Origin of the sequence: Paenibacillus sp. S-12, assembly GCF_030363895.1 — a bacterium.
Classification (GTDB): Bacteria; Bacillota; Bacilli; order Paenibacillales; family Paenibacillaceae; genus Paenibacillus_B; species Paenibacillus_B alvei.
Window position 1 is genome coordinate 20912 of sequence record NZ_JASIUF010000017.1, and the last position, 13697, is coordinate 34608.

A 13697-nucleotide genomic window follows, 5' to 3' on the forward strand; every position below is an offset into this window, starting at 1 on the left:
CAAATATTCATAAAAGGAACAGACATGAATTACAGACTATATGGATAGTATTAGGTTGAAGCTTATAGCGATTCCAGGAAAGGAGGAGAGCTTATTCCTGCTGCCGATGCACGGACACATTCATCCTATCGTCAACATTCTGTCTTGCAGCTTTTACTTAAGGATCCCTATACTTTATTCGCCTATTGGTTCATCACTGCACGAACTCAAGTAGCCGTAGAGCGGCATTATCGAATGAAGTGGAGCGAATTAAAAAAAGCCATCCAGCTATATGAAATAAAGCAAGCGGATCTGCATCATTGCAAGCTGGGCACATCTAACCACGTATTACTGCATACGGTGGAATCGCATGAGGGCTCCGTATATCTTCGCCCTCTCAAACCCTATCATTCGTACATAGCTGATTATGGGTTCATGACAGCAACGCATTCCTTTGTACCGCTTGCGCGATCAACAATCATCCATACCCCCTACCTGCAAACATACGGTGAGCTTTCTGAACAGATGGATCATGCCTTACAAGCTGTTCAGCTCGGGCAATCGGAAACGGAAGCACTATTTCCATCATTCTCTTCCTATACGCTATATGAAAATCGAGAAGGAGTTCGTGAATGAACGCAATTATCCCTACTAGCTCTCATACCGACACTCATACGCAGGGATTCGTATCCCTCGTGCTGCATGCACATTTGCCTTATGTACGCCACCCGTATATAAAGCACACTCTGGAAGAACGCTGGTTTTTCGAGGCAATGATGGAAACATACCTGCCTCTGCTTCATACCTTTGGCCAGCTTGAGCAAGATCATATTCCGTTTCGCCTGACGATGACTTTGACCCCAACTTTATTGTCCATGATGGATGATGCCGAAATGAAGTCGCGCTTTGAAGCGCATATGCAGCGTTCCATCGGTTTGGCTGAATCTGAGGTAAAGAGGCTGGCCAGCCACAAAGAGCTGCAAGCCGTCGCGGCAATGTATGCAGAGCGGTGGCACCAATTAAAGGCTGTTTATTCCCAGCTTGACGGACACATCATTGATGGATATCGGCATTATGTCCAAAAAGGGCATTTGGAATGCATGACAAGTGCTGCAACTCATACCTTCCTCCCATTGATCAAGCAGCCCTCTATGGCTTATTTGCAAGTTGAGGTGGGGATGCGGGAGCATGAGCGTTTGCTCGGCAGAAGGCCTGATGGAATATGGCTGCCTGAATGCGCCTATACTCCAGAGCTAGATCCACTTCTTCAAGAATGCGGAATCCGATATTTTATCGTGGATCATCATGGCTTCGTCAACGCAATACCGCAGCCAGCATCCATGCATTATGCTCCTATCCATACAGGGGGCGGAGTATTCGCTTTCGCACGCGATCCAGATTCATCAAGACAAGTATGGAGCACGCACGAAGGGTATCCCGGTGATTATGACTATCGAGAATACTATCGTGATATCGGGTTCGATCTCGGCTGGGGCAATGCGGAAGAGTGGGATTACATCCGTCCCCACCTGCTGGACAACGAAGCCAGAATCAATACTGGACTTAAATATTATCGTATTACCGGCGCTCATGGCGTTCCTAAAGAGGCCTATCATCCAGAATGGGCTCTGCAAAAAGCAAAGGAACACGCTCGCCACTTCTTAAACAACAGGGAGCAGCAGCTTCATAGGGTCAATATGCCGGGAGATCGCCTTCCAATAGCCATCTGTCCCTATGATGCGGAACTATTCGGCCATTGGTGGTTTGAAGGCCCGTTATGGATTGAAGCGTTATTCCGGGAACAGTCAGAACGATCCAGCAAGCACAATCAACGTATTGAGTTCGTGTCGCCGAATGATTATTTAAAGCGATATCCAGAGCAAGAAAACGCATGTCTATCCTTCTGCAGTTGGGGTCGAGGAGGCTATGCGGACGTATGGCTGCATGAAGGTAATGATTGGATGTACCCGCCTCTCCATGAGGCAGAGGATCGGATCGTACACATCACCGCCAGAATGGAGAAAGAAATCAACACAAGCTTCCGCGCCATTCAAGAGCGGACCTTGAATCAAGCCATTACAGAATGGATGCTCGCTGCAAGCAGCGATTGGGCGTTCATCGTGGATGCAGGTACTGTAACCGAGTACGCCGGGATTCGGACGACGCAGCATCTTGATCGCTGCCATACCTTGTTAGACATGATAGAGCGGGGCATCTATGATCAAGTGCTGATTAGCATCATGGAGAATGAATATCCTTGCTTCCCGTCTGTCGACTATCGGCTTCTATCAATCGGAGCTAGACGATCATCCGAACGATTGCACCAACTCAATGCAGCCTATCCGCCTCCAAATCGAACCATGCCATTTTACAGTCCCCAACCTATTACGGCTCATCATCCACAATATCGTTCCAGCAAGCGAATTTTAATGATCGCCTGGGAATTCCCACCACTCGTTGTTGGCGGACTATCTCGTGCGGTATATGATCTGTCCCGTCATTTAAGCAGAAAGCATTGCGAGATTCATGTTGTTACGCGCGAAACACCGGGGGCGCCTGACTATGAGCAAATGGACGGAGTTCACGTCTATCGTGTGCCGCTTATTCACACATCTGCACCGTTAGACTTTATGGATTGGGTATTTCATATGAATGCCGCTATCTCTTCATTAGTTGATGATCTCGTACACGCTGGACTTACTTTCGACCTTATACACGCCCATGATTGGCTCGCTTACTCCGCCGCAGCAGATTTGAAGCAGACCTACGGTTGGCCGCTTGTTGCCACCATTCATGCCACCGAACACGGACGCAATCATGGTAACCTATCGAGTCCGCTTCAGCAGCGAATCCATGATATGGAACTGAGTCTAACCGCGGAGGCAGACCATACCATCGTGTGCAGTCATGCCATGGTAATGGAGGTAGCTTCCCTGTTCGCACTTCCCAAACAGCGCGTTACGATGATACCCAATGGAGTCGATGCGATCGGAACAGCAGCTCCAACTGTACAATTCAAGGGCCTAGATCACCATGACTTATCAGATTCCCCGCTCTTATTCTATGTTGGCCGACTTGTGTACGAGAAAGGCATTCATATTCTCATTGAGGCGATGCCGCTTATTTTACAAGCTGTTCCTCAAACGAAGCTGATTATCGCCGGGATTGGACCAATGAGACAGCAATTAGAGGATCAAACCAAGCAGTTAGGATTGCAGGAGCATATCCTTTTCGCTGGATTTGTACAGGATGATGCCCGTGATGCATGGATTGCAGCCTCATCGGTGTGCGTATTTCCAAGTCTATATGAACCTTTCGGTATCGTAGCACTTGAAGCGATGCGGTTCGGAACACCTGTTGTCGTATCAGATACGGGTGGGCTTGCCGAAATCATTGATCATGCTGTAGATGGATACAAGGCACTCCCTGGACATATTGAATCATTGGCATGGCATGTCACGGATCTTCTTACTCATCCCGAGCATGCAGCTCAAATGGCTGCAAGAGCACAGCAGAAGGTTCAAGCGCAATATGATTGGAACACGATAGCTGTGTCAACGAGACAAGTATATGAAGGAGTGATCGCTCAATGAAGGCAGTAATTATGGCAGGCGGCAAAGGAACACGGCTGCGACCGTTGACACTTGGTACCCCTAAACCAATGGTTCCTCTCTTGAATCGGCCGTGCATGGAATACATTATTGAATTGCTCAAACGATACGACATTCATCAAATCGCTGTTACTGTGCAATATTTGCCAGAGATCATCCGCAATCACTTCGGAGACGGATCCAAATATGGAGTACAGCTTCATTATTTCGAGGAAGACATTCCACTTGGAACGGCCGGCAGCATTAAAAATGCCGAGACCTTCCTCAATGAAACCTTCGTCGTAATAAGCGGCGATGCATTGACCGACTTCAACTTGCGTCAGGCTATCCACTATCATAAAGAAAAGCAAGCACTCGCCACGATCGTGCTGACCCAAGTAAGCCTGCCGCTCGAATATGGCGTTGTCATGACTGATGAAGAAGGAAGGGTGTCCCGCTTCCTAGAAAAGCCAAGTTACGGAGAAATATTCAGCGATACAGTAAATACGGGCATCTATGTATTGGAGCCAGAAATATTGAACTGGATCCCGGAGCGGGAAAGCTATGACTTTAGTCTGCAGCTATTCCCAAGGTTGCTCGAGCAGCAGCAGCGGCTGTACGGATATACGGCTTCAGGCTATTGGTCCGACATTGGAAACTTGCAGCAATATCGGCAAACCCAATTCGATATGCTGGATCGCCGAGTCGATCTGCATATTCAGGCGGCAGAGCCGATGCCGGGACTTTTTGTAGAGCATGGGGTAAGGCTCCCTTCTCGAATTAGACTTAGCGGACCTGCCTATATCGGATCGGATTCGATTCTCCATCCATCCTGCTCGATTGGCCCATATACAATTCTAGGTTCCGGCAATATCGTATTTCCAAAGAGCTCCGTTACCCGAAGCATTCTGTGGAATGGTAACCGCATTGCTAAGCACTGTGATATAGAAGATGCAATCCTGCTCCACCGCACCGTTATCGGCAGTGACGTGCACATCCAAGAGGGCGCCGTGGTTGGAAGCGGCTGTACGATCGGCGATAAATCCCACATTCGATCTCAAGTAAAGTTATGGCCGAACAAGGAGATTGAAGCCCACAGTATCGTAAATTCGACCTTAATATGGGGTAATGCAGCCGCGGCACTGTTCAAGGGCAGCAAAATATGCGGCAGTCCAAATCGCGAGTTGACCCCAGAATTCATCGGCAAGCTTGCATGTGCTTACGGCTCCATTCTCAATCGTGAAGCATCTATCGTACTGGCATCCTCATCCCATCCTTTTGACAACATCATGAAAGCAGCCTGTGCGGCTGGACTTCAATCACAGGGGATTCACATGATCGACATTGGAGACGCGCCGCTGGATTGTCTCCGCCATGCTGTTACTGCACTGAAGGCCGATGGTGCTATTCATTTCAAGGTTCTATCCGCGAACGAAGAAGCAAAGTTCGAGCAGATGGTCATTAGCTGGATGGATGCAAGAGGCATGCCGTTCGCCAAAGGAACAGAGCGAAAAATTGAAAATGCCTATTTCCAAGAAGACTTTGCCCGAACTCCTATCGAATACCTTGGACGTAAAAGAAGCGAAGAACATGCCATCCCATCCTATTTCAAAACCTTATCGAAGGCTATTGATTTCGAGCTTATTCAATCCGCCAGCTTCAAGATCGTTATTCAAAGCTCAACTGCAGATGCTGCCTTCATCCAGAAATGGTCTTCTCTAACCGGTGGCGTACTGCTCCATACGCAATCTGATGTGCCTTCCTCATCTGCCTTAATAGAGCATATTCGCAATGTTCAGGCAGACATTGGCATCCTGCTTACTGAGGATGAAGGCTTCAGCATTTACATGAACGACGGAACGGGCATGCCTCAGAATCATCTTCTGCCATTAATTTTGCAGTCGCTTGTACATACGGGCACCAATGCCAGCGTCGGAGTCCCAATCAGTGCCCCTGTTACAGCAGAGCAAATCGTCAATCGAAGCGGGATCAGGGTTGTACGCACTCAAGAGCCGCTGCGCTCGCAGATGGAGGCTACAAGCGGCATCGCCTTGTCTCCTGCGGCGCATCGCTTATATGCAATCAGTCTTATTTTGCAGCTCATGGCAGACACCGGGCAGCCTCTTCACAGACTTATTGCCGATATGCCTACCCTGCATACCGCAGTCGAGGAAGTGACTTGCCCTCGGTTCGACAAAGGCAGTGTCATGCGTGAAATGACCGAATGGGTTCGCCAATCCGCCTATCGGGCAGAATTTTTGGATGGGATTAAGATTGAAACTCCTGAGGGATCTATTTTAATTCAGCCTGATCAGGAAGAGCCTTTGTTCCGCGTCATTTCTCAAGCAGAAAGTATGACCAAGGCACGCATATTAGCTCATGAATTTGCGGGACGGTTGATCAAGTCACAGCCCCCGCTGAGGAAGTGATAACGTGCCGCGCCATCTAGTCGTCGGAAATGGCAAATTTCTCGTGAACCTTGATGAGTATGCCTATGTAAGAGACATCTATTATCCGTACGTTGGGCAGTTGAATCACACTGCTGGATATCCAAGCCGCCTTGGCATATGGGTGGAGGGTCAATTCAGTTGGTTAAGCGATCCAGATTGGCGCATTCGCCTTGCTTATGAGGAGGATTCCCTCGTTACCCATGTAATAGCCGAACATGAAGGTCTCGGCATCGTGCTTCATATGAATGACGCCGTACATCAACGGGATCCTATCTATATGAAGCGAATTGTTATTGAAAATTGTAATCCACAGCCGCGCGAGGTTCGTTTATTTTTCCATCAGGATCTATCTATCAATGAAACAGAAGTTGGCGATACCGCTGGATATTATCCCGATAATGGTACATTATTTCATTACAAAAAAGACCGTTACTTTATGTTCAATGGCTGTATCACTCAGCATCATGGCGGTCTGGCCGGCATACACCAGTACACGACAGGGATTAAAAGATTCCATCAGGCGGAAGGAACATGGAAGGATGCAGAGGATGGACATTTGATGGGAAATCCGATAGCCCAAGGCTCTGTTGACAGTACGATTTGCTTGCGCACAATCGTACCTGGTTCCAATAGCCGGGAAAGCTATTATTGGCTTAGTGTCGGAAACCGACTTGATGATGTAAAACAACTCGATCAATATGTCCGAGACAGCGGGCCTGCACAGCTCATTCAACGCGTCAGCATTTATTGGAAGCGCTGGTCGAACCAGCGCAGCATCGATTTCGCTGACCTCGAACCCGAACTGATACGCCTGTATAAGCTCAGCCTGCTCATCATACGCACGCAAACAGACGTGAACGGTGCGATAATTGCGGCCAACGATACAGACATTATGCAATTCAATCGAGATCATTACAGCTACATGTGGCCCCGAGATGGCGCACTCGTCGCAGAGGCTATGTCAGCCGCAGGATATCATGGCATGACAGCTCCCTTCTTCCGCTTTTGTGCAGATGCGCTTACGTCGGAAGGCTATCTGCTGCATAAGTACAACCCAGACGGCACTGTCGGCTCCAGTTGGCATCCCTATTTGCGCGACGGCAAGGCTCAGCTGCCAATCCAAGAAGATGAGACCGGACTCGTACTGTGGGCATTATGGAAATACTACGAACAGCATCGAGATATCGAGCTCCCCCAGTCGCTCTATCAAACCTTAATTCGCAGAGCCGCTAAATTCATGATCCAATATCGCGATCCCGAGTTGAAGCTCCCGCTGCCAAGCTATGATTTATGGGAGGAGCGATACGGGATATTTACCTTTACCGCTTCAGCTGTATATGGCGGCCTAACTGCTGCCTCCAACTTCGCGTCGCTGTTCGGAGATGTGGAACGCGCTCACCGGTTCAGCATCGCCGCAGAGGAAATCAAGACCGCAATGATGACCCATCTCTGGAATGAGGAAACAGGTTCCTTTGTCCGCGGATTATACCGCAAAGATGGGAAATGGACGCAGGACACTACGCCAGAGAGCAGCATTTTGGCCATTTATATGTTCGGTGTTTTGCCTGCTGAAGATGATCGCGTACTGTCAACCGTCCGTGTATTGAAGAGCAAGCTGTCAATTCGGAGCCAAACCGGAGGAGTTGCACGATACTGGCGGGACTACTATTTCCAGCGGAGCGCCGACCCTGGGATTGCCCCCGGCAATCCATGGATTATATGCACACTCTGGTTCGCTGCCCATGACATCGCGGTTGCCGCCAGCTTGGAGCAGCTTCAGGCTGCCCATGACACCCTGCGCTGGGTGGAAGCACACAGTCTGGCAAGCGGACTGCTTCCAGAGCAGCTTGATCCATTCGATGGCTCGCCGCTGTCTGTCGCACCACTAACCTGGTCTCATGCTACCTATGTTCATACCGTATTAAAGTATATTGAGAAATACAGGCAGCTGGAGGCAGCGTCGACCATCTGATAAACTGTGTTGCCGTGTTGCAGACATTCGATAATCCAGTCTGCTGCCCGACAAAGCGCCCACCTATCCACATGCACGAAAAGCCCCGCAGAACTTCATTCTGCGGGGCTTCACTCTATTTAGAAGGGCATATTTTCTATGCATTCAGGTTTTTATCGCCTGGTTTCCAATTGATTGGACACAAACCTCCGGACTGAAGGGCTTGTAATACACGAAGTGTCTCGTCTACACTCCGTCCCACATTGTTATGGTTCACGACTTGATATTTCAGTTCACCTTCAGGATCAATGATGAACAAACCGCGAAGCGCAATGCCGTCTTCTTCCATCAGCACACCGTAGTCGCGAGCGACATTCTTCGTAATATCAGAGGCGAGCGGAAAGTTGATTTTGCCAAGACCATTGAGCTCTCTAGGTGTATTGATCCATGCTTTATGACTGTGAATGGAATCAACGGACACACCCAAGATTTCCGCGTTCAATTTTTTAAACTCTTCCGAAGCCTCACTAAGAGCCGTGATTTCGGTTGGACACACAAATGTGAAATCAAGCGGATAAAAGAAGAAAATGAGCCATTTCCCCCGGTAATCAGACAAAGACGCTGCTCCAAATCCATGTCCATCGCCTGCAGCGGTTTCCATATTGAATTCTGGTGCAGGTCTGCCTACCAATCGTTCTGCCACTCCAAATTCCTCCTATATACTAACTGAATTGGTGTTATTTATTATATCATTGCTTATGTTCGATTCAAAATTGCCCGCATTATGCACATGCCAACCTCGCGCAAACGCATGTCTTCCAACTTGCATCTGGAATTTCCGAAAGTCATGACTGCACCGAATTCCGACAAAAAAAAGCCAACCCATGCTTGCATGAGTTGACCCTTATTGCCCTTATTTTTTCATAGCCGCCACAATCAGTTCGCCCATCGCCTGGGTACCAATCGCTGCAGACTTATCTGTTGCGATATCTGCTGTACGGTGACCGTTATCTAGCACTTCCTTCACCGCATCCTCAATCGCTTGCGCTGCATCTTCATAACCGAAAGTCAAGCGGAACATAAGCGCGACCGAGAGAATCGTTGCAATTGGATTGGCAATGCCTTGGCCAGCAATATCCGGAGCAGAACCATGAACCGGCTCATACAGCCCGAAGCTGCCCTCGCCCAAGGAAGCGGAGGACAGCATGCCGATCGATCCTGTAAGCATAGCTGCCTCATCACTTAGAATGTCACCGAACATATTCTCCGTAACGATGACATCAAAGCTGGCCGGACGGCGCAGCAATTGCATTGCACAGTTATCAACCAATACATGCTCCAGCTCTACATCGGGGTATTCCGGCGCAACGCGGTTTACCGTTTCTCTCCACAAGCGTGAAGTCTCCAGCACGTTCGCCTTATCAACGGAAGCCAGCTTCTTGCGTCGTTTCTGTGCAACTTCGAACGCTTGACGCACGATGCGCTCCACTTCCTTCACATTATATACGCAAGTATCCACTGCTTCTTGTCCATGCTCTCCGTCGCGGCGGAATTTCTCTCCGAAATAAATGCCGCCCGTCAGCTCGCGAACGACGATTAAATCCGTGCCTTCAAGCACTTCAGGCTTCAGTGTAGATGCATCCTTCAAGCAGTCAAATACGACAGCGGGTCGAATATTTGAGAACAACCCAAGCGCCTTGCGGATTCCGAGCAATCCTGTCTCCGGACGAAGCTCTTTAGCATTGTTATCCCATTTCGGCCCCCCAACCGCTCCAAGCAGAACTGCGTCTGCATTCTTACATAGCGCCAGCGTATCCTCAGGCAGTGGAGTTCCCTTCTCATCGATCGCAATTCCCCCGAACAGTCCGTGACTTGTTTCGAACCGATATCCGAACAGCTCTTCCGTACGCTTCAATACCTTTTCTGCCTCTCTTACAACTTCCGGTCCGATCCCATCGCCGGCAATAACCGCAATTTTTTTCACTTCTGCCATATCTGCCACTCCTCGTTCAAATAATGTTATTCCTGTTGTATCACAAACAGACGGAGTTGACTAAGATATAAAATCTATTGTTTTTATAGGTAAAAACTATTAAAGGGGTATTCATATCGAACTGTGCATAGTTGACTATAAGAAAATCCCCATTCGGTTAACTATTAGAGAAAATTTCAGGTTGATGCGATCCCGCTAAATTGTACTTTACTATGCCATGATTGGCCGTATCTTCTAATTCAGCATAGCTATAGAATGTTATATCTTGATGATGAATTAGTATTGCGATACTCACATCCTTATGAAATAAAATGGAGGTAAGGCTAAGACATATGTACACCATTCCTATGCAATTTCATAATAAGACGAGCACTTGGGCTCAGACCTATGCATTCGAGCAGCACTGCCCGCTTGAACAAGTGTACAAAACAATTTTTCCACAACATACGTTGCACATGCAAGCCCCTAGAGGTCTCGATCCTCCACGTTGGCCACCGATCTGCCATTATGATGAGGCGTTCGTAGCGAGCATTCCCCATGGCCGCCTCGCAACAGGCAATTGCTACGTGGTTACACCCGATAATAAACGCCTTCTCGATGTCGAGCTCGCCTACCCTTATTCGTTCACTAGATTGCCCTCTCCATCCTTTTTTGAGGGGACGGCTGCTGTTCTGTTCTGGGGATGGAATATTGCTGAAGTCGCCCGAACTCAGGATATATTGGGACACTGGATGTTTGATATATTGCCGCGTCTATGCCTGTTGGAACGAAGCGGGATCCCTATCGATAAATACGTAATTGGCAAGCTGAGTCACTCCTTTCAATATGAATCGCTTCAGATGCTCGGTCTCCCTTTAGACAAACTTATACAAGTCGACTCGAATGACTTCCATTTTCAAGCCAAGACATTAGTTGTACCTGCCGTCCCCGTTATCATTGGAAAAAGTCCTCACTGGGCTTTCCAATTCATAAGAGAGCGCCTCCAATCTATGCATTCCATACAACCGATGAAGGGTTATGAGAAAATATATATTACAAGAAAAGACGCCAAAATGCGTTATGTGCTCAACGAAGAGGAAGTAATGAGTTTGTTGGCATCCAAAGGCTATAAATGCGTAGCTTTAACCACATTGTCTGTGCAAGAGAAAATCACGTTATTTGCTTCCGCCAAAGAGATCATCGCCCCCATAGGCAGCGGTAATGCGAATCTTGTCTTTTGCCAACCAGACACAAAGATCATAGAGCTCACACCATACTCAATTGTCGATGATTACTTCTGGAGAATCAGCTGTCTTGCAAAGCTCGAATACTATGAAGTTATATGCGACGTAGAACTCCCTCCCAAGCCTGCATGTGGCTCAGATAATCTAATTGTTGATACGAATAAGCTTAAACGGACTCTTGAACTAGCTGGGATATAGGCCTAGCTAGTTTTATGTGCAGAGAAGGCTCATTTATCTAAAAAGATAATAGACTAACCGCCTTATGAATCTATCACAATTATTGTAGAAATGTGTCCGCCTCTTTCTCATACGCCGTCCCCCTGCGTTCATTTCCACATAAAATAATCACATAATCTAGCAATAGATTTCCCTCAAACACAAATAGCTAGAGGACAAGTCTATTATAGGGAGGGAAGTGAGGATGTTTACCATCCCTGATCAATACTATGGACGAACGAAAGAGTGGGCCATTTTCTATGCAAATGGGCACCAGATCCCAATCGAAACAATCTATAAAGTGATTCACCCGCAAGAAACGCTCGTGCTACGGCCAACAAAGGGGTTCGATCCTATGCGATGGCCAATAGTATGCAGCTATGAGGAAGCCTTTGTAGCTACCGTGCCAACTGGTCGCCTTGCTACGGGGAACTGCTATGTCATCACACCGGATAACAAGCGCTTGCTCGATGTCGAGTATTTTTACCCCTATAATATGTCCATACTCCCTCCACCCATCTACCAATCAGGAACGGTTGGCACTGTTGTGTGGGGATGGAATATTCCTGAAGTAGCGTTTACACAAGCCATATTCGGTCATTGGTTTTTTGACATTTTGCCGCGATTTCATTTACTTCAGCAGAGCGGTGCTTGCATCGAGAAGTACGTCATCGGCAAACTAACGCATTCATTCCAATATGAATCCTTGGACATGCTCGGCATCCCGCGCGACAAGATCATACAAGTAGAGCAAAATGATTTTCATCTCGTCGCCGATCAACTGCTTGTTCCTGCCGTGCCATGGATGATAGGCAAAAGCCCCCGATGGGCATACCAATATATACGTCACCAGCTAAAAGATAACCATTTGATCAGCCCTATTCCAGGGTACGAACGAATCTATGTCTCACGGCAAGATGCCTATGCTCGATATGTCATAAATGAAGATGAGGTCATGGAACTGCTGCAATCCAAAGGATTCACTAAAATTGTACTTACTCCTTTAACAACAACAGAGAAAATTGCCATGTATTCATCTGCCAAGGTTATTGTTGCACCATTCGGGAGCGGAAATATCAATTTCGCATTTTGCAATCCAGGTACGAAAGTCATCGAGCTTACTCCGCACACGATAACGGACGACTATTTCTGGAAAATAAGCAATCATGCAGGACTCGACTACTATGAAGTCATCTGCGACATTGAATATCCCGCCAAGCCTGTTGGGGGGGCAGACAACTTGGTTGTTAATATGGATAAGCTGCAGAACGTACTTCTTCTAGCCGGGATCCAGTAGATGTTTGCTATTGTCTTCGTATCTGGGCAGATTCCAATATCACCCTCATGAAATGAACTGATCATTAGAATGACGGATGCAGGCCAGCATGCCTGCATCCGTTTTTTTGCAATCCGGCTTACTTCATATTGATCATACCGTTTTTAACATAACAAGAAAAAATATCGACGTATCAGCAGCAATCTTGTATCAACACTAGATTTGTTTTATATACAGCAATACACCCATTTTAGGGTCAATCATTTGTTCTGCCTAAGTCGTCCTCCTGACAATCATCATAATGTAACAGTACAGACAATGTGGTCAGGAGGAAATGCTTCGTGTCAAGCATGCAGAAAACCGTGATCATTGGCGCAGGAGGCCATTCGAAAGTCATAATCGATATTTTGCAGCACAATGAATCGATAGAGATTGTTGGATGTACGGATCACTCACAAAAAAAGGAGATTATGGGAATTCCTATACTCGGCAATGATTCTATCTTGCCTTCTTTATTCGAGAGCGGTATCCATCATGCCTTCGTCGCCATCGGAGACAACAAGCGAAGATATAACATAGCCACTCAAGTTCAACAGTTAGGCTTTACCTTAATTAACGCCATCAGTCCGTCTGCTTATATATCTTCCACCGCCCAGCTTGGAAGAGGAATTGCAATCATGCCTAACGCTGTTTTGAATGCAGAAGCTCACATTCATAATTACTCCATTATTAACACAGGTGCCTCTATCGATCATGAATCCATCATAGAACAGGCATGTCATGTCGCTCCTGGCGCCACACTCTCTGGAAATGTACATGTGAAGGAAGGAAGTTTCCTCGGCACGGGATCCAGCGTAATCGACGGGATTACTATTGGAGCATGGTCTATTTTGGGGGCTGGTTCTGTTGCCATACGTAATATTCCTGAATCATGTGTTGCTGTCGGGGTTCCAGCTCGCGTCATTAAGCAGACTCCATGTTAAACCGCTCTACTTGCAGACATGAATGTTGGAGGGAAA

At 47.5% G+C, this 13697-nt stretch carries 9 protein-coding genes; 7 read left to right on the forward strand and 2 right to left on the reverse strand.

What is annotated here, in order from left to right:
* Positions 1-144 precede the first annotated feature (144 nt).
* From NO352_RS16800 to NO352_RS16815, 4 genes are read left to right on the forward strand one after another with little or no spacing between them, the layout of a single operon-like run.
* On the forward strand, positions 145-615 hold the full coding sequence (locus NO352_RS16800) for a DUF4912 domain-containing protein (RefSeq protein WP_268620776.1): 471 nt from the start codon (positions 145-147) through the stop codon (positions 613-615).
* Positions 612-3572, forward strand: a complete 2961-nt coding sequence (locus NO352_RS16805; RefSeq protein ID WP_289356195.1) for a 1,4-alpha-glucan branching protein domain-containing protein — start codon at positions 612-614, stop codon at positions 3570-3572. The genes NO352_RS16800 and NO352_RS16805 overlap by 4 nt, the downstream gene beginning before the upstream one ends.
* Positions 3569-5998, forward strand: coding sequence for a sugar phosphate nucleotidyltransferase (locus tag NO352_RS16810; protein WP_268620779.1), 2430 nt, complete (start codon positions 3569-3571; stop codon positions 5996-5998). Before NO352_RS16805 ends, NO352_RS16810 begins: the two co-directional genes overlap by 4 nt.
* Before the next feature lie 4 nt (positions 5999-6002).
* Entirely contained in the window at positions 6003-7991 is a 1989-nt protein-coding gene (locus NO352_RS16815; protein ID WP_005548617.1) for a glycoside hydrolase family 15 protein, read from the forward strand.
* Positions 7992-8127: 136 nt separating this feature from the next.
* Here the strand turns inward: NO352_RS16815 and NO352_RS16820 are convergent, their stop codons facing one another.
* A complete protein-coding gene (locus tag NO352_RS16820; RefSeq protein ID WP_289356196.1) occupies positions 8128-8673 on the reverse strand; it encodes a peroxiredoxin in 546 nt (181 codons plus the stop codon).
* Between the two features lie 210 nt (positions 8674-8883).
* Positions 8884-9963, reverse strand: coding sequence for a 3-isopropylmalate dehydrogenase (gene leuB / locus NO352_RS16825; protein WP_268598764.1), 1080 nt, complete (start codon positions 9961-9963; stop codon positions 8884-8886).
* Between the two features lie 332 nt (positions 9964-10295).
* On the opposite strand from leuB, the gene NO352_RS16830 reads away from it, so the two are divergent.
* The 3 genes from NO352_RS16830 to NO352_RS16840 all read left to right on the forward strand — a co-directional run bounded on the left by NO352_RS16830 (position 10296) and on the right by NO352_RS16840 (position 13661).
* The gene (locus NO352_RS16830) at positions 10296-11384 is read left to right on the forward strand and encodes a glycosyltransferase family 61 protein (RefSeq protein WP_289356197.1); all 1089 of its coding nucleotides are present in this window, start codon (positions 10296-10298) and stop codon (positions 11382-11384) included.
* 223 nt (positions 11385-11607) lie between these two features.
* A complete protein-coding gene (locus tag NO352_RS16835; RefSeq protein ID WP_005548624.1) occupies positions 11608-12699 on the forward strand; it encodes a glycosyltransferase family 61 protein in 1092 nt (363 codons plus the stop codon).
* 329 nt (positions 12700-13028) lie between these two features.
* The gene (locus NO352_RS16840) at positions 13029-13661 is read left to right on the forward strand and encodes an acetyltransferase (RefSeq protein WP_051135160.1); all 633 of its coding nucleotides are present in this window, start codon (positions 13029-13031) and stop codon (positions 13659-13661) included.
* Positions 13662-13697: the final 36 nt, after the last annotated feature.